This window comes from Gimesia panareensis (assembly GCF_007748155.1).
GTDB classification, from domain to species: domain Bacteria; phylum Planctomycetota; class Planctomycetia; order Planctomycetales; family Planctomycetaceae; genus Gimesia; species Gimesia panareensis.
The window spans coordinates 1,440,684-1,459,771 of record NZ_CP037421.1 but is presented as its reverse complement, the minus strand read 5'-3'; the positions used below and the strand labels follow the sequence as shown (position 1 = coordinate 1,459,771).

At 52.6% G+C, this 19,088-nt stretch carries 8 protein-coding genes; 6 read left to right on the top strand and 2 right to left on the bottom strand.

Annotated elements, in window-relative coordinates:
* Window positions 1–41 precede the first annotated feature (41 nt).
* The 6 genes from Enr10x_RS05585 to Enr10x_RS05560 all read left to right on the top strand — a co-directional run bounded on the left by Enr10x_RS05585 (window position 42) and on the right by Enr10x_RS05560 (window position 9,101).
* Window positions 42–1,796 (top strand): V-type ATP synthase subunit I domain-containing protein, encoded by a 1,755-nt coding sequence (locus tag Enr10x_RS05585; protein ID WP_145448393.1) that lies wholly within the window; start codon window positions 42–44, stop codon window positions 1,794–1,796.
* Window positions 1,797–1,832: 36 nt separating this feature from the next.
* Entirely contained in the window at window positions 1,833–2,972 is a 1,140-nt protein-coding gene (locus Enr10x_RS05580; RefSeq protein WP_145448392.1) for a hypothetical protein, read from the top strand.
* Between the two features lie 54 nt (window positions 2,973–3,026).
* Window positions 3,027–4,193, top strand: a complete 1,167-nt coding sequence (locus Enr10x_RS05575) for an NPCBM/NEW2 domain-containing protein (protein ID WP_145448391.1) — start codon at window positions 3,027–3,029, stop codon at window positions 4,191–4,193.
* Window positions 4,194–4,254: 61 nt separating this feature from the next.
* Window positions 4,255–6,012, top strand: a complete 1,758-nt coding sequence (locus tag Enr10x_RS05570) for a S1C family serine protease (protein WP_145104799.1) — start codon at window positions 4,255–4,257, stop codon at window positions 6,010–6,012.
* Window positions 6,013–6,041: 29 nt separating this feature from the next.
* Window positions 6,042–7,088 (top strand): S1C family serine protease, encoded by a 1,047-nt coding sequence (locus tag Enr10x_RS05565; RefSeq protein WP_145104797.1) that lies wholly within the window; start codon window positions 6,042–6,044, stop codon window positions 7,086–7,088.
* An 18-nt stretch (window positions 7,089–7,106) separates the two neighbouring features.
* Entirely contained in the window at window positions 7,107–9,101 is a 1,995-nt protein-coding gene (locus Enr10x_RS05560) for a PDZ domain-containing protein (RefSeq protein WP_145448390.1), read from the top strand.
* A gap of 6 nt (window positions 9,102–9,107) precedes the next feature.
* On the opposite strand, the gene Enr10x_RS05555 is transcribed toward Enr10x_RS05560, so the two are convergent.
* Window positions 9,108–15,776, bottom strand: a complete 6,669-nt coding sequence (locus Enr10x_RS05555) for a hypothetical protein (RefSeq protein ID WP_145448389.1) — start codon at window positions 15,774–15,776, stop codon at window positions 9,108–9,110.
* On the bottom strand, window positions 15,773–19,069 hold the full coding sequence (locus Enr10x_RS05550; RefSeq protein ID WP_145104791.1) for a hypothetical protein: 3,297 nt from the start codon (window positions 19,067–19,069) through the stop codon (window positions 15,773–15,775). Before Enr10x_RS05550 ends, Enr10x_RS05555 begins: the two co-directional genes overlap by 4 nt.
* Window positions 19,070–19,088: the final 19 nt, after the last annotated feature.

Genomic DNA, 19,088 nt, shown 5'->3' with positions numbered 1-19,088 from the left:
TTTCTGAGATCACTATGAAAATTCTGGCAGGAGCACCTCTCATGTTGAATCGCCCCCGCATCGCCTGTCTGCTGTTTGCGATCACCGGTGTTCTGTTGAGTGCCCCTTCCAGCTTCGCCCAGGAGACTGGCTCTGACGTAAGCGCTTCCGGTGGAAAACGTGATCTTTCAGACAAACAGGAAGCCATCTCGCAGCAGTTCAAGCGTTTCGAATCAACGTTACATGATCTGGGCGAGTATATGAAAAAGACGGACCCTGCACGGGCCGATCTTCTGTTTCGTGCCTTCGGTCAGAGTAAGCAGAATCAGATGACCGTTGAAATGCAGCGGGTACTGCAGATGCTGCAGGAAGGGCAGCTGGGTGATGCCGTTGAACGCCAGGAGAATCTGCTCAAGAACATGCAGGCGCTGCTCGCTCTGCTTCAAAGTGAAGACCGCATGAGCGAGGTGGAGAAAGAAAAACAGCGATTGCAGAATCTGCTCAAAGATGTCAATCGACTGATCGGCCAGGAACGGGATGTCCGCGCAGCGACCGAACGGGGGGGCAACCCGGCAGACCTGAAAGACAAACAGCAGAAGACTGCTGACAACGCCAAAAAACTCGAAGCAAAAATTGATCAGCAGGACGCCGAAAAAAATAACGAGTCACAGAAATCCGACAGCGAACAGAAACAGAAAGAATCGGATAAAAAGTCTGAGGGAGAGCAGAAGGAATCGGATTCCAAAAACAATAAATCAGAGTCGGACAAGAAGTCCGAGCAATCGAAAGGGTCTGACTCAAAAGGCAAATCCCCGCAACAGGGAAAATCGGCCGAGAGCCAGAAAGGTTCTCCCCAGGAGAAATCACCTCAACAGGGGCAACAGTCCCAGCAGCAGCAATCTCAACAACAGCAGTCACAGCAGCAACAATCGCAGCAGGGACAGCAAAATCAGTCGCAGCAGTCTGAAAGCCAGCAGCAGGAGCAGCAACAGCAGAAAACTCCCGGACGGGAACAACTTGAAAAAGCCCGCCAGGAGATGGAAAAAGCGATCGAAGAACTGGAAAAGAAGCAGAAAGAAAATGCTTCCAAACACCAGGACGAAGCCATCCGCAAGCTGACTGAAGCCAAAGAGAAGCTGGAAGAAATGCTGCGTCAGCTGCGGGAAGAGGAGCGTGAGCTGAAGCTGGCGGCGATGGAGGCCCGGCTGCAGAAGATTCTCGCCCAGCAGAAACGCGTCTACGCCGGCACATTGTCGATTGATCAGGTACCGGAAAAAGAACGCACCAGTCGGCATACGGCACGGGCGGTACAGCTCTCGCGGGAAGAGACTTTAATCGGCACAGAAGTCGATAAAGCTGTCCTGATGATCAAAGACGAAGGTTCTTCAGTCGCCTTTGGAGAAGCACTCACCGAGGTCCGGGAGGATGTGCTGTCGGTATCCTATCGGCTCAACCAGACCAAGGTTGGTACACTGACGCAGGAAATTGAGCAGGATATCATCAGCGCACTGGAAGAGATGATTGAAGCGCTTCAGAAAGAGATGGAAAAATCGGAAGACGAAAAGAAAAAACAACAACAGCAGCAGCAACAGCAGGGCGCTCCCAAAGATAAATCGCTGGTCGACATGCTGGCCGAAATCAAAATGCTGCGGTCCATGCAACTGCGCGTCAATAACCGGACCCGACGTATTGAAAAGCTGGCACAGGAAAAAGACGCCAACCGGGCCGACCTGCTCGAGCAGTTACAGAATTTAGCCGATCGCCAGACGCGGATCCAGAATGCTACCTACATTCTGGCCACGGGAAAAAACAAATAGCAGCGTACCTGTTTTAAACAAAGGTAACCGACCAATATGAAACAGCAGTTACAACAAGGTCAAAAGCAAACAGGCAATCAAAGTCTGCTCAAGCTGGGAGTACTTTTTCTCCTGTGGAATGTTCCTGCGCTGGCGGTCTATGGTCAGATTTCAGAAATAGATGCCCGCCAACTGAAGACAGCAGAAAAAAAATCGGACGAAGAAAAGACGGTGGTCTACGCAGCCCCCTCAGCTGTCGACTTGAAAATTCAGCTGGAGACGTGGACCGCGGAACAGAAAGTCAAAGATCCAGCGCTGCTGAAACGCGTAGCGGTCCAGCTGGCCAGGTTAAATCCCAGCCTGAGCGCGGAAGAAAAACTGAATCTGACCATGCAGGTCTTCACTGAAGTCAAGCCGGAAGCCCGTGAGGTTGCCCGGGCATATCAACTGTCTGATCAATATCCTGAGTTCTCCAGCCCCCCTTTACTGATAGAAGGAAAAGCGAACGATTTTTACCTGGCCAACCTGCGGTATTACGTGGCCCGGAATCTGACTCAATTCCGGATGGTTGACCAGGCCCTGGTGATTTTCAATACCATCCAGCCGGACACCCTGGTCGACCCTGCGGGTTACCTGTTTTACAAAGCGGCCTGTGAACATCACCTGCTGCAGAAAGAGGCCTGTGAAGAAACCCTGAAACAACTGCTCGATCGGACGCAGGATCTGCCCGAACGCTATCGTCAGCTGGCCACGCTGATGCAGGCAGACCTGGCCTCACTCAAGGAGGACAGCCTCGATGAGATTTCCCGCAAGATGAGTGATGTTGAACGCCGACTCGACCTGGGTAAGTCGGACAAAAACACCCAGAAGGTTGAAGATGAAATTATCGCCGCCCTGGACAAGATGATCAAGAAAATGGAAGACCAGTCCAAGAACAGCCCTTCTTCCGGCTCCGGTTCGGGCAGTTCCGGTTCGCCTGAGCAGGGTGCGGAAGAGAGTCGCATCAAAGGTTCGACTGCCCCGGGTGAAGTCGACAAGAAAAAACTGGCGAATAATGGAGGCTGGGGGACGCTGCCTCCCAAAAAGCAGGCCTCTGCTAAAAATATTATCAATCGTAATTTCCCTTCCCATTATCGTAAGGCCATCGAAAAGTACTTTAAGAAGCTGGCAACCGAGAAAGCGAATTCCAGCAGGTAACAGGAAAACCTGACTGTCCCCGCCTTCGAATTGAACGTGTTTCTGGAGAATTCTATGCATTCCCTGTTTTGTGCCACCCTGACCCTCATGCTGTCTGCCTCCCCCGGAGTCGAAGTGACTTCCTTAACGGGCACGACTGTTTCCGGTCAGCTGCAGTCGTTAAACCAGGGAGCAATCCAGTTGAAACAGGGACAGGGCGACCAGCAATACCCCCTGGCAGGCGTGCTCAACGTCCGGTTTCCCCAAAATCGTTTTCAGCGCACACTCGAATCTCCCCTGATAGTGAGACTGGCTGACGGCTCGCGGTTCCCAGTGCAGAATCTGAAGAGTACTGAACAGCAGACCGCACTGCAGGGAGAACAGACGGGGACGCTGACTGTTCCCACGAAAGCGGTCACCTCTGTTCGTTTTGGTACCCTGAATTCTGATCTCGAGAAATCGTGGGACAAGCTGCTCAACAGCAAACACAGTAAAGACCTGCTGGTGGTTCAGAAAGAGAACGTGCTCGACTATATCGATGGAGTGGTCGGCAATATCACCGAAGACCGGATTCAGTTCTTTGCGGGAGAAGATGAAGTCGCCGTCAATCGAGAGCGCGTGTTTGGTATCATTTACTTCCGCCCGCAGACTACGGAAACAACGCCCTTCTGTTCGATTAAGTTGACTGACGAAGGTCTCCTGCAGGCTTCTAACATTTCCTATAATGGCACTCAATTTGAGGCGACACTGCAGAGTGGTGCACGGACACGTCTTTCCCCCTCTGTCATCGCGAATCTCGATTTCAGCCAGGGAAAAGTCCGCTATCTGTCGGATCTGGAACCGCGCGATATCGAATACACGCCCTTTTTTGATACTGTGTGGAAATACCGCCGCGACAAGCATCGCGACGGCGGGCCTCTGCGGGTCGGTGGCAAAGAATATTCCCGTGGGCTCTATATCCACTCTAAAACACTCCTGAAATACCGCTTGAAAAATGAATACCGCCACTTCCGGGCCATCATGGGCATTGACGACTCAGTCCCCGGAATCGGTTTTGTTTACGTCGAAATTAAAGGCAATGGCAGGACGCTCTACTCCGGCAATGTGAAAAGTTCAGACCCACCTGTTGATTTAGATCTGGATGTCAGCGGCGTCCGTGATCTGGAGATCCTGGTTGATTTTGGTGATAACCTGGAAATCTGCGATCATCTGGATCTGTGTAATGCCCGCCTGATTAAATAAACTGGAATCGGAACCGGATATTTCCTCTGGCTTCCGTTGTCCTTCAAGATAAGGGAAATCAATGCAGAACGTTTTCTTCTGTGCGCTGTTCATCATCAGCCTGCTGTTTCACGCGCCCCTGTTCGGAGAGAATTCGAATGTGGCCCCGGCTGTTCTGGCGGCTCAGAAACAGCGCATTGATGTCATTAAAGCGGTCTCTCCCTCCGTGGTCGCCATTTTCGGCAGCGCGGGAGACGGGGGAGGTTCGGGGGTGCTGGTGACGCCCGATGGCTACGCACTGACCAACTTCCATGTGGTTTCCGGAGCCGGCAACTTCATGAAGTGCGGCCTGAATGATGGGAAACTGTATGACGCAGTGATCGTCTCCATCGATCCGACAGGCGATGTCGCTTTGATCAAACTGCTCGGTCGTAATAACTTTCCGGTCGCGAAACTGGGAAACAGTGACTCTGTGCAGGTGGGTGACTGGGCTTATGCGATGGGCAACCCGTTCCTGCTGGCGACCGATTTCCAGCCCACGATCACTTACGGGATCGTCAGTGGCGTACATCGCTACCAGTACCCGGCAGGTACGTTCCTCGAATATACCGACTGCATTCAGGTAGACTCTTCCATCAACCCGGGGAACTCGGGCGGTCCTCTGTTCAACGCTGACGGCGAGCTGATCGGCATCAACGGTCGCGGCTCATTTGAAAAACGGGGTCGTGTGAATTCAGGGGCCGGCTACGCCATTTCGATCAACCAGATCAAACATTTCTGGGATCATCTCAAAAGTGGGCGGATTGTCGATCATGCATCACTGGGGGCCACTGTAGCGACCGGATTCGATGCCAAAGTGGATGTTGCTGAGATCCTGGAAGATTCTGACGCGTATCGCAAGGGGCTGCGACTGGGAGATGAAATCGTCTCTTTTGCAGGTCGCCCGATCCGCAGCGTCAATCAGTTCAAGAACATCCTGGGAATCTATCCGGCAGGCTGGACTCTGCCCCTGGTCTATCGTCGTGATGAACAGAAAACGAAAATCTACGTTCGCCTGCAGTCCCTGCATACCGCCGCGGAACTGCAGAAACACATCAGTTCGCCCAACGGCATTCCGGATGAGAAACCAGATCAGGATGACCCCAAAAAACCACGAATGCCAATCCCCATGCCGCACGGGCATCCGGCGCCCCCTGCACCACCGGAAAAATACAAACACCTGTATGTGCCCAAAACCGGATTCACCAATTACTACTTCAATCAACAGCAGCAGGACCGCCTCGTACAGGCTCTGCACGCTCACAGTAATTTTTCAGACCGCAAAGGTAACTGGACGCTGACCGGCAAACTGGATAATGGTGCCGACTTCACGCTGACTCTGGCTGATAAAGGTATTGGCCTGGAGTCGGGCAAAGACATTTTTCTGCAATCTCTGGAAACAGGCATGCCGATCGATGAACCGCCTGGTACGGGGGGGCTGCTGGCAGCATTGCACCATTTCCGCCTGTTACTCTCCGGTCAATCAGATCGTTTTACCGATTTCTACTATCTGGGCAGCGAGCCTCTGGATGGAAAAAATGAGATGGTTGACGTCCTGGTGGCCACACAGACCGGGACTATTTCCCGCTGGTACTTCAATAAAACCGATCTTTCGCTGAGGGGCTTTGATTTCTACCTGACGGAGAATTCAGAACCCTGCTCCATCCGGTTTGAACAGTTTCGCACACTCAACGGACAGAAGTTCCCGGGTGAGCTGGATATTCAGTATGAAAACCGCCCTGTCATGAAAATGAAAATAGAACGTCTGAAACTGGAAGCAGCAGACCCCGACAACAAATAGACACCTAATGAGATGAAGGTAACTTCTCCGTGAATCAAGTGAACTCTTTTAAATCAGTTCTGATCTGCCTCTGCCTGCTGGGAGCATTGCTCGTTCCCGCGCACAGTTCAGAAGCTTCTTCGCGATCGACGATTCAGTACGCACTGCCGCGACTGGTTAAAATCTTTGGTGCGGGAGGTGTCAAAAATCTATATGGCTACAGTACTGGTTTTCTGGTTTCACCGCAGGGGCATATCGCCACCATCTGGAGTCCAGTCCTGGATACAGACCGACTGTCCGTCGTGCTGCATGACGGGCGACGTTTTGAAGCGGAAGTATTGGGGGCCGAACCACATCTGGATCTGGCCATCATCAAACTGAAGTCCGAACGCGAACTGAACCTGCCTTACTTCAATTATGAGGAAAAAGCGACTGCTGGTGCAGGCACGCGGATTCTGGGATTCAGTAACATGTTTCGCGTGGCGACGGGAGACGAACCCGTCTCAGTGCTGCATGGTGTGATTGAGGCCCGTACTGATCTCCCCCGGCGGAGAGGTGCGTTCGAACTTTCCTACACGGGAGACGTGTATGTGGTGGATGCGATCACCAACAACCCCGGAGCCGCGGGAGGGGTGATCATGACCTATGACGGCAAGCTGCTGGGGATGATCGGCAAACAAGTGCGCAACGCCAAAACGAATACCTGGGTCAATTATTCCCTGCCCATCGATGTGCTGAGTAAAAGCATCCGGCAGATCATCACCGGTAAATTCGAGTCCAGTGAGGATCAGAAAGAACCGGAACCCTCGATCATTCAACGTTACCGGCCCATCGACTTCGGCCTGGTGATGGTGCCCGATGTGCTGTATCGGACTCCTGCTTTTATCGACAGTGTCCTGCCCGGTTCGCAGGTTGCCCAGGCAGGTCTCAAACCGGATGACCTGGTGGTCTTCGTTAATGATGAACTGATCAAGTCCTGCAAAACTTTGAAAACCGAACTGGGAAAACTGGAAGCCGGTGATACCGTCAGACTGGTCGTGCGACGCGAGAACCAACTGGTTGCCGTCGAACTCCAGGTCCCGCCCGAAAAAAAATAAGAGAATACCATCGCCGTTATGAGAAGATATACGATCCTGTCACTGCTGATTTTGACCGTGTTCTGCCTGGGAGTCTCCCCCCTGCGGGCGCAGGCACCTGCCACGGATCTGGAAACACTGGAAGAACGTGCCTTCAAACAGGCGGCAGCACTGGTGAACCCTTCCATCGTACGCGTCGAAACCGTGGGCGGACAGGACCGTGTAGGGAAACTGATCACTGGAACTGGTCCGACCTCGGGTGTCATCGTGAGCCGGGATGGACTGATTATTTCCAGCGCATTTAATTTTATTGGCAAACCTTCTTCGATCCTGGTGACACTGCCTGATGGCCGTCGCTTTCCTGCAGTGGTTGTCGCCACAGATCATTTGCGGATGCTGACGCTCCTCAAAATTGGAGCGGAAAATTTACCGGTTCCGACCGCGGTTCCGGAAAAAGATCTGCAGGTTGGCATGTGGTCCATTGCGCTGGGACGGACTTTTGAACTGGACCAGCCCAGTATTTCTGTGGGCATCGTCAGTGCCCTGGAGCGAATCTGGGGCAAAGCGATTCAGACCGACGCCAAGATTTCTCCCATCAATTATGGTGGCCCCCTGGTGGATATTCAGGGACGGCTGATGGGCATTCTGGTACCCCTTTCACCTGGCGCGACGGGTGAGACTGCGGGCGTCGAGTGGTATGACTCCGGGATCGGCTTTGCCATTCCCATGTCGGACGTCCTGAAAGTGATTCCGCGACTGAATACCGGTAAGGATCTCTATCCGGGACTGCTGGGGATTACGCTGAGTGGCAAAGGGGATCTCTCGAGCGAGATGAAACTGGATCGCGTCCGTTATGGCAGCCCGGCTCAGGAAGCGGGAGTGAAAACAGGCGATACACTGACAAAGTTGAACGGTCGTCCGGTCACATTGCACTCCGAAGTCAAATCAGTCCTGATGAGCCTGTATGCGGGAGATACCGTCAGCCTGACCGTGTCTCGGGAAGGAGCCAAAGAACCGTTAACATTCAAAGTGACGCTCACGGACAAGCTGGTGCCGTTCGAATCCGGCTTTCTGGGAATCCTGCCTGTCAGAGAATCGAAAAATCAGACAACATCCGGCGTCGGTGTCCGATATGTGATCCCTGATTCTGCAGCTGCCAAAGCAGGTCTGAAGCCCAAGGATCAGATTCTCGAATTCAATCAGCAAAAAGTAACCAGCCCTGAAATGCTGGCTTTTCTGGTCAACCATCTGCGTCCCGGAGATGCTGCATCGCTCCTGATTTCCCGCGATCAGAAACCGGTCAAACTGGAAGTCAAACTACAGAAGACTCCTGAGGCTGTCCCCGCAGAACTGCCTACGCAGGCGATTCCGTCGCGTACCGCTCAGGAAAATAAAGCACAGAAAATTAAAGTGGGCCATTACAAAGAAAAGCTTCCCGGCAGTGATTCCAGCTTCTGGGCTTATGTGCCGGAAAATTATCATCCCGACTATGAGTCTGGATTGATGGTCTGGATTCATCCCCCTGGAAATACGATGGAATCGACCATCTTCAACGAATGGAAAAGCATCTGTGAGCAACGGGGAATTATTATCGTGGCTCCCGCGGCTCAGGATGTCATTCGCTGGAACCGGGACGAAGCCGACTTTGTGGAAGCGGTTGTCAAAGCGATGCAGCAGCGCTATGCCATCGATCCAACCCGGATCTTTCTGTTAAGCCATGGCGACGGAGCCGATTTCGCCTTTGATCTGGCATTCAAATATCGAGAGCTGTTCCGAGGCGTGGCCGTAACAGAAGCGTCCCTCAAAAGCAGACCGCCGGAAACGGATCCTGATTACCCTCTCAGCTTGTACTTTGCGTTGAATGCCCACAATCCGCTGAACCAGATGCTGCAGCCACGGCTGGACCTGATTCGGGAAATGAATTATCCGACTGTGTTCCAGCTGATTAAAAATGACCAGCAGCCGGGTGAGTATCCTGAGAAACCGTTTCTGGAAGAGATCGGACGCTGGGCCGACAGCCTGGACCGGATTTAGCGGCGTTTATTCCGAAATCCCGGGAACCCCAGAGGTACTGGCAACGGAATGACTGGATTCCGGTGTCTCAGACTTTCTGCTTTTAATGGCGATCAGCATTCCCAGTACAACAAAAGCCAGCCCCAGATAAACGGGGGTGAGGAACAGCAGCCAGATAATCCCGAGCGTCAGTAAGGCAACGGCGGGATGCAGATTCAGCCAGTCAGCAGAACGCGACTGCACACACCGCCCCAGTATCGGCAACAGGATGAGCAGCCCCAGGCTTCCCACCACGAGATTGAGATACAGATTTGGAATCACCCAGGCAGACAGGGGGACCGCTTCCGATCCACTATTCAACGGTCCGGCGTAAAAACGAATTTTGCGTGCGGATACCGGATCCAGTTTCTGATGGAACCGGCTGACGAATGAGGCCGTCTCGGTCTCGACTTTCTTGTCAGGATCCACGTATTGCCTGATGAAGAAGACCCGTTCCCGCAATTCTGCGAACCGGTTCAACTCTGCACTGACTTCATCCCGTTCCTGCCGGGAATCTGTTGTGATGGTCTCAAGTTCATTGTATTCACGCGAGATCGCCTCCCAGGTTGCAGGAGAGATGAAGCCGTCCTCTGACAGTTCCAGTTCGATGCCCGCGATCTTGAGTTGGGCTTCGAGTTTGTCGGCATAATAAGTAAACGGGCTCACATAATCCGTCAGGAATGTGCGGTAGTTTTCCGCTGTCACGATTTTGATCAGATTTTGATCGACTGGGAAATTGTCAGGACGCGGGGTCTCCAGCCAGACATGATCGACAAAATATTCATGATCGATCTGATACGATTCCCAGAACAGTGTGATATTGTAAAACTGCGGTCCTCCGTTGAGAGGAATTTCCAGAGTTCCCGTTTCCTGTTTGATTGTGGTGTCGTTTTCTCCATTAATCAGCACCGCCATCAACTTGGTTTTCCCCGGCCAGTTCAGTGTGAGTGCCCGACTCGTCTGGTTAAACAGCCTGATATGCGTCAGCCCGTGCACAAAATCCTGATGACTTAAGATGATTTCCGTTTCCATGAAGGGAATCGATTCCTCATTCGCAATTCCTGCATTCTGAGATGCGGGTGTCAGTCTCCAGGGAAGTTGTGAACTGAAAAAGACCCGATCACAGTCAAAATGAGGTGCCGAGTCACAGCGAGCCTGAACCCAGACGGGAACCTGATCTGCGGCTAATGGTTTACGCAGTTTTTTGTCAGCCAGTTGAAATTCCTGATTATCAGACAGGAGGAGATAGTGATTCTCGCTCTGTGCATTTTCCAGGATCACCGGGGGAATACCCAGTTCTCCCAGGGGTTTCACGATCGTGGCTCTGACCGTAACTGTTTTTTCCCGGGTTCCGCTGCTGCCAGGATCCAATTCCACACGTTGGAGTCCATCGGCCATTTTTTCCAATAGTTCAAAGGGCATGCCATCCAGTGAAAATTCTTCACCATACTCGGCAGGGATCAGGAGCATCGGTTTCTGCATTTCTCCAACCGGCTGAACAAATCGCAGTGTTTGCGTCAGTTCCAGTCTGTGATCTTCCAGGGCATCCACAATGGTCAGCGAATCAACTGTCGTGACCGAATTACGGGGTTTCAAAGACAGTTGTATCGTTCCCGGATCGGAATTCAGCATCTGATAACGTCCCACCAGAGTGGAATGCTCCGCAGATGCAGGTTGCACTGTATCATCCTGCAACGTGCGATAACTGGGCGAAATCAACTTCACATCAATCTGAGGTTTTTTGAACAGCGTCAGGATTGAGTCCTCGATGGTCACGTCCGCAATCTGAATGTTGGGAATTGTCATGCTTCCCATTTTCCGCACAGGCAGCCAGCCTTTGAGCGTCAGATCCTGCAGACCGGACGTTTTATTCTTCAGAAACAGCGTGATGCGATTACCGATACGGTGCCAGTGCGCCAGTCGCTCAACATCCTCTTCTTTCACAGACAGAGATTCAATCCGCAGTGCCTCGGGAACGATCAAAGTGTGTCGGAAGGCGGGAGCCTGGCTGACACGTAATTCCGCGGTAAAGGTCCAGTCGATGTTCTTCTGATTGATGACCAGTGACTGGTTGATTCGGGCAGAGCGATCCGGGTTCTTCGGCTTCAACATCACCCCGATTTGAGCAGGCTGATTGAGTTGGAACAGAAGTGCGGACGATTTCAGAATGCTGCTTTCAATCTGCTTGCTGGGAGTCTTGGCTGAAATGGAGAGCACACCTTCGGGTAGTGCCCCCGCCTGTTCCAGTTCAAACTCGGGGCCGGTCCGAACACCGACCTGCCAGGAATTGATCTTGATTGTGACGGCCTGTGAATCCAGTTTGCCAGAGCTGAAATCGAGTGCGGGAAGAGTGATTACGTCCAACGTATAATTCACAGGTAATTCCAGGATCGCATCGACGACGAACTCCCCTTCTTTTGATTCTGATAATTCAAGAAGTAAGTCTTCCTGCCGGCCATCTTCAGACCTGCTGATCGCGGGTGTGACTGACATCCCCGCCGATTTGACACTACGTACAATGGTTCCTGCAGGCAGTTTCCAGAACAGGTAATCGACCTTGCCGTTCAACACATTGTATTTCACCTGCACATCCATTTTGATCAGCGAGGGAGAAATCTCAGCATTGGTCATCACCGATGCCGAGAGATTCAGGGGACTGACATCTGAATCCCGGTTGCTGAACCACTTCAGTTTGAGTAGCGAATTCTCTTTGAAGAAAGTCGAAAACTGTTTTTTTCCACCCAGGTGGTACCGGGATATTCCCGTTGATTCGAATAGTTCCACGAGTTGAACGGGTTCATGGAACGAACAGACAAAGTTATTCGTCGCCACTGGGGGAATTGCCAGTTCAAACTGTCCGCCGGTGGCGCTGAGCCTGACAGCCGGGTGCAGAGTCAATTCAATCTCATGCTGTTGATACGAAAAGGGGAGGACCGGTTTGGAGGCTTCCAGGGGTCCATCCTTCGTTGAAGCCGGTTTTAACTCAGACCGGGTTTCATTATTGACGGTGATCAGAATGCTCTGTCCCGCAGCATCGAGCAGGACGGGGACCGCCTTTCCATCAACGCGGCACGACTCCGGACCGCTCAGATTCCCTCCGTGCATAGGCAGTTGAATCGTAACATCGGACCGTCCTGCGGGAATTTCAACAGTATAGCGCGCTTTGAGTGTTAATAACTGATTGTCCTGAATTGCTCCCTGATAATGCGCCGCGGACAGCAGGTATTCCGGCTGCGCTGGTTCGCTGACATAGGCTTCCAGTGTCTGCAGAAGGTGCGGACTCAGATAGGCGTACGACTCGATAGTAGAGCCGGCAGATTCAGGAAGCAGTACCAATTCGTTCAAAGGAGTCGTTGAGACCCTGTTCCGATCCTTGACTGCTGAATCGGTCTGGGCATAACCAGTGACTACCGAACTCCCCAGCACGGCGAACAGCAACAGGCGTGCTGCGGAATACAACGATGACAGTGGCTGTTCATAGGCTTTGGTACTCTGATCTTCAATCGGTGTTTTCACTTCCTGCCTGAGGAACCGCCGGGGGATCAGCATGACAATCAACAACCCGGTGAAACAGCTTCCTGAAATCTGAGCCAGCGGATAAGAGAGATTCCAGGAGAGCAACAGGGCAATTAAAGCGACGACGATGCAGATTTTATCACGCAGTCCGATGCCGAAGATGCGCAGTAACAGTCCACAAAACAACGTGGTCAATAATACAATCCAGGACAAAATGCCTGACTGACTGATATTGGTTGTCTCCAGGGTACCGAATTCGACCGGGAACAACACCAGGGCGTTCCACTCGGTCTCTCCGTTGTGCTTTGGCGTTGATACCCGACCCAGCACCCCCAGAAAACGGCGTGTCAGAGATTCTTCCGGCAGTGGTTCCTGAAGAACCATGTCAGCCGGACCACTGAGGAGTCTGATTCCCTGGGGCAGAGTGAAATCCCAGTCCGTTTCCAGCACGCGCTGATTAATCTGAGGAAACGGAATCTGTCGCACTGCGGTCAACTGATTTTCCGGGGCTTTGGTCTGATAGTGAATGGTGATCCGATAAGTGTCCAGTTGATCGAACAACGGAACCAGAAACTGCCCTTCGGCCTCAATCGGTGTGATACGCCGATTATTGACTGAAGTGGAAATCAATTTGACCGCTGCCGGAAAACGGAACAGGAATTTATCTTCGAAGGTCTTGGACAGATCGAGCGTGATCGTCGCCTCGTGCACATCCGGTTCGCCATTCCCATGTCCAAACCGGGATTCCACCACCAGAGTGGCTGTCCCCTGTTCCAGTGTATTTTCCGGTAACTCTGATGATCGAGCTATCGTCAACGAGCCCAGTGGTTGCTCATAGTTCCATTCATAATTTCGCTGATTGCGCTGATTACCGGGTCGCTCCTGCGAATCGGGGGGCAGCAGGAGCCCTTCCGTTTTCATGCGTAAATTCAGTTCGTTGGAATTCAAAACTCTGACAACACCCTGAAACGGTTGTGCCTGCGGTGCAAAGACCAGGGAGGCACGCACGTTTTTCCCAAAAGGACGCTGCCGCTCGCCCCGGATTTCGATTTCTTTGAAAACCGGAGCGCTGAATGAGAGCTCCCAGAGTTCACCCAGGTTGGGAAGATACCATTTCTGATGTGCGGAAACCGGTAACTTTTTGATGGACAGCTTTGATTGCAGGCCGCTGCTGGCGGGCAGGGTCCACTCGACGGGAGGCCCCGTTTCGGACAGATAGACCAGCACCCGTTGAATTCCTCCGACTGGAGGCAGACAGTTCAGAATAAAATTTTCCTGAATCGACTTATCGTTCAATGCGATGTAAGAACTGGCGACCACTTCAAATTTCTGTTCCAGGTCGGAGCGTTTCAGACTGCCCCAGTGTGTGCCGGAATAGGGAGAAAGATGAAAGTACCGCGACTCCCCCGAGTTGACAATCGGGAATTTCCAGTTAGCAGGCAATTCACCCGGGGTAAGTTCCTGCACTTCCTGATCCGGCTGAAACAGGAGTGCTACCTGTTCGGGAGCAGAAATTTCCAGGATGCGATCCACGCTGTAACACCCCAGGGGTTTCACACCGAACAGATTCATGTTGCGACTGGCCACCGGCACCAGACGTCGCGCCTGGATTTCCAGCGTATAGGGGGCTTCCGGCGAAACGGATACAGGAAGCCTGACACTTAATTTCTGTTGTTTCCCACTTTGTTCCACATCCCAGACCAGGTTTCCGGAACTGGATTCGGCGGGGCTGCTGACCTGGGTGATCTCCCAGCCTGCGGGAATCATCGCTTCCAGGCGATAGGTGGAACCGGCAGCCGAGGACCAGTGAATCCGCGATTTCAATCTCCAGTTCTTTTCTTCGATCTGTACCAGGCTGTGCACTTTGGCGGACAGGTTCAAATCGGGCAGTGCGAGCTGATACGAGAGACGGGCATCGGGCGAATACTGTTTGAAATCGTAGGCTTCCCCCTGCTCTTCCTGAATCAGCACGCCCGTCTGACGCAAATCTGATGATTTAATCGAATGCGTCTCCAATGGGGAAGAGATATCCAGATGCACGGTTCCCCCCAGATAATGCGCCTGGCGTAATTTCAACCGTGGGATTTCTATTTCGCTCTCCAGTGAAGGTGAGCTCAAAGCACGCACTGACAAAGGACGGCTGATTCCCAGCAGCGGATCAATCAGGTCCACAATGACCAGCTGTTTTCCCTGATGTTTTTTGACTTCAAAAGGCAGAGAGAGATCGTTGCCCAGGGTAACTGAATAAATTTCATATTCAGCGGGTGCTTCAAATTCGAGTTTTTGGACAGGAGCATTCAGAACTTCAATCTGAAAATCTTCCCGCAATCGCAAACCGTCTTCGCGCACCCCCACCTGGGCAAACTGGTGATACAGAATCTGCTGAGGGGCATTTTGTGGTTTTTCCGCCTGGTGAACGATCACCTGAAAGCGGGACTGCCCCCCCAGTTCGATCTGCCACAGATCGTATGCAGGATCATCTGATTTCAGTGGTCCGGTCACATAACCGACCGAGGTCGTCAGAACCCTGCCTCGGGGAACTTTCAGATAAACCTGTGACACGACGGTCTCTGGCAGTTCAAACTGAAATTCCGTCCGCAATGGCTGCTGCCTGCCTTTGAGACTCCAGTGGCCGGTCAGATTTTCGCTGAAATGATCCACGAGCAGTAACGTCCGTTGATCAGGAGCCAGCCCCCAGACGGCATTCTGAGCCCCCCATTTCAATTCATGCACGGCCAGATTCAGCTTGGATAGATCAATGAATCCAGGCTCATTGCGGGAACAGTGCATCACCCACGTCAGCTGTCCTTCGACCAGATGATCCCCGTCGAGTGTGGCTGAGTAAGTCGCTTCCTGAATCCAGGAATTAGGCGGGGTGTTTTTTTTTAACAGCGCTGCCGCCTTAAGTGCTTCGTACTTTTTGAGTGGTACCGGATACCAGTTCCCTTCCGGCCAGCGCGATGGATCCTGACCGGGTACGGTGACTTCTTTTATCCGGGCCACCGGCGCAAGGTCCACGGTCTGTGGTTCTGCGGCAGGGAGCAAATTCAATGGAGCTCCACAGCAGAAGGCGATCAACCACATCCAGAACCGATTCAAGAGCAGACTGTGTGTGTTGAAAACAGGTCGAACCACCGTCATCGGTTCGCTCCGGCTTCAGAAGAAGAGACCGGTTTTTCCACAACTTCCGAACCAGGCCGGACTGCAGTAATGTCTTCCGGATCGACTTCAGATGGATGAATCCGTTCGGAGTAGGAAGGCGGCGGAATAAAGTCGCTGGGTGCCGACATCGTGAGCAGCTTCGATTCTCTGCGTTTTCGTGACGTGCCATTGATGAGTGCAGCGACGATCGCCAGCAGCAGGCCGAACACGGCAGGTTGCAGTAATACTTCCACGGGTGCGGTATACCACAGGGCCACAGCAGAAACCGCGGTGGTCATGACCAGCAACACCAGCATGCTCCGCAAGGCAGAGATGCTCATCAAAATAAATCCAAGCAGCAGGGCTGTCCCGGCACCAATGAAGACAATCATCGAGCGAGACAAGGCCTGAAACTGCAGGCTGGTGGCAGGTCCCAGGCGATAAAACTGATAATGATTGACACCCAGAAAATCCTGTCGCGGAGGTGGCGTATTATTCAGTTTCACTGGAATTTCATCTTCACCCGCAAACGCGCGCGACCAGAAGACTCCCTGATGGACCCAGTTGAACTGGGGAGTGTAACCGCGGGGGATGGTAAAAAGATGATCATTGCCGGGCAGACTGATTTTCCAGAACGTTTTTTCCACCCAGAGATTATTGACGAATTCGGGGGCCACGACTGACAGAGGGCTGAACTGCGAATCGCGCTGATGCCGGGTTGAGCCATAATCGATGGTTAACACATTTGAAGAACTGGCTTTCTCTTTAGGAGCAGGGAGCAGCAGCTGGAATTCCGCTGACTGGCCCTGTTGCACCAGGTTTTCGGTGATCCGCTGATTGTTCCACCAGACCGCTTCGATTTTGATCCCGGCATTTTCCGGAAGACGGAATGCGAGTGAGCGGGGTGAAACAGGGAACTGATACTGCGCCCGGGCGAGATAGGATCCGGCAGCATCCAGGCTGCAATCAATCCAGGCCTGGCTGATTGAGTAAGAGAATAAGGAACCGGTATCGCTTTTCTTCAATTTAAGGCTGATATCCGCCTGAGGATCGACGGCACGCCAGAACGCAATATTATTCATACCCAGTTGCTGTTGCCAGGCATCATTCAGGCTGGAAACTTCCAGATATTGTGTATCTTCTTCATTCGCCAGTGCGAGTTCGAACTGGCTTTCGGTAAAGGGAACATCGTCAGAACGGATCAACGGCACATTGAGCTCGGCTTGAGAGTCCTGAGGTAAAAGATAGACGGCCGTGATTTTGACCGGTCCCAGTTGTTTACTGCGCAGTGAAAGCCGGGCATTCTGAACCGGATCGGAATCATCTGAGGTCCAGGTCGGCACCAGGGGGTTCTGTTCGTTATCCAGATAGAAATTGACACGGTTCTTGAGAGCCAGCGGCACGCGGAGACGAACTTCGGACAGTGGTTCATATTCGATCTGGTACTGAATTTCCTGCTCAACACGAATCTCTGATCCATCCAGTTCCAGCAGGGCATTACTGTTAGCCGTGATCTGCTGATTGTGGATCGAGACGATGGCAGAGAACTCATTGGGGCCCGGCTGGATCTGATATTCGGTTTTTCGCAGAGGCTGCACTTCTGCCGGTAGACTGAACTGCTGGAGCTGGGCTGACGGAGATGAAATCACCTGCGTTTTGGGAGCGGGCGTCAGGTCTGTCACCACATTGGTATCATTGGCGACCACGAGTGATGTGGCAGACAGGCTGGGGGCTTTGATTTCGGGGAGCGTGAAACTGAAAGGTTCGCGGTCTGCGATTACCGGGCGCCGGGCGCGAAACGTAATTTCAAACGTGCCTTTGGATCGTTTCAACAGGTTAATATTGACCCGGTTGGGCTGAGACTGATCAATGACGATCGCTTCAGTCAAAGAAGGCTCCTGCATCAGTTCCAGTTCCCAGCCTTCCTCGGTCCGATTCGGCCAGTTGAGCGAAACCTGGTCCAGGGCTCCCTGAAAGACATTGATCTGCACCCGCGCTTCCAGTTCAGCCCGGTTGCCGAACATCTGCACGAGGTAAAATGGTTTCGCTGAGAAATAGGGTTTGACCCGTTCAATATTCAAAGGCAACTGAAACGGCTGCTTCAGGAAGCGATAGGAACTGTCCAGATCTTTCTGATTGGCTTTGATCTGATAGACAGACCGGTTCTGTCCTTCCGTGCGGAAAATGCGATATCCATCGAGTGTCTGGATATCGATCAAGCCGGTCTGTCGCTTGGCGCGGCTGACTTCAAATCCATCGATCAGAAATTTTCCACTCTCTTCCGGGAAGTCAGTCTCTAAAGTCCACTGCAGTTCAATCGGTCCGACCGTAGGCTCGATCAGGGAGACTTCCACGAGGTTGTCTTTCAGTGTTTTATGACTTTTATACCCGTCGCATTTCACATCCAGCAGTCGAAATGATTCCGGGAGTTTGACCTGCACATTCTGAAAACTACCCGTGAGGGCTTTGATGGACTGTGTCGCATTCAACAGCACCGAATCGGTAGTGAAGTCAGTGGTCAGCAGCGTCTCGGCCTGCAGTACCGTATCCACTTTCTTTTCATCGGGTATCGGCTGCCAGGAGAGGTCCAGTTGTTCGCCCAGGCCAAACAGTTCAATCTGACTCTGATCGTTGTCCAGAGATTTCCTGGAAACCGCCACTCCCGTGGGGACTTCCAGGCTGATTTGCGGAAGTGGAACGGTGAGCTTCAGATTGCTGACAGCGGTTTGCGGCAGCACCAGTTGCAGACGCCGGGAAGGCAACTGCTGCTTGAGCGATACACTGAGCGTCAGGTTGAGCTCATGTGTCCCTTTGCCTTTAAACCACCAGAGATAACCATCCGTCCGGTTAAAACCGCCCGGGCTCGATTCCCCGGCACCGCTGTAGCTGGTTTTCAGGAAAATCGATTCATTCAGTTTCAGGGGAACGCGAATCCATTGATCGGGTTCATTGAGCAGGACCACGATGCGGGCATCGAGAATCGCACGGTCGTCTTTAATCGTTCCCTGCAATGAAATGGAAGAGACGGCATAATCCGGTGATGGAACAGACTGACGGGACTGTTTCTGTTTCAGGTATTCCAGGATCTGATCCAGCTTGAGGTTCGGCAGGGGTAAATACTGACCATCCGCGCCACGAATATATAGCCCCTGTTGAGGTGCCTGCTCGCTGGCAGCTGGTTTGTCTGTTGGTTCTGCCGTGGGGGAAGCTGTACCTGACTTGCTGTCTGTCTGCATCGGCAGTTTGGAATTCCCCGGTTGCTTGTCAAAACCGGAGGAGCCTGGACGTTCCATCGGCGCAGTTCCACTGTTC

Coding starts and splice junctions, on each gene's coding strand:
- Enr10x_RS05585 (WP_145448393.1), top strand. CDS start 42: ATGTTGAATCGCCCCCGCATCGCCTGTCTGCTGTTTGCGATCACCGGT.
- Enr10x_RS05580 (WP_145448392.1), top strand. CDS start 1,833: ATGAAACAGCAGTTACAACAAGGTCAAAAGCAAACAGGCAATCAAAGT.
- Enr10x_RS05575 (WP_145448391.1), top strand. CDS start 3,027: ATGCATTCCCTGTTTTGTGCCACCCTGACCCTCATGCTGTCTGCCTCC.
- Enr10x_RS05570 (WP_145104799.1), top strand. CDS start 4,255: ATGCAGAACGTTTTCTTCTGTGCGCTGTTCATCATCAGCCTGCTGTTT.
- Enr10x_RS05560 (WP_145448390.1), top strand. CDS start 7,107: ATGAGAAGATATACGATCCTGTCACTGCTGATTTTGACCGTGTTCTGC.
- Enr10x_RS05555 (WP_145448389.1), bottom strand. CDS start 15,776: ATGACGGTGGTTCGACCTGTTTTCAACACACACAGTCTGCTCTTGAAT.
- Enr10x_RS05550 (WP_145104791.1), bottom strand. CDS start 19,069: ATGGAACGTCCAGGCTCCTCCGGTTTTGACAAGCAACCGGGGAATTCC.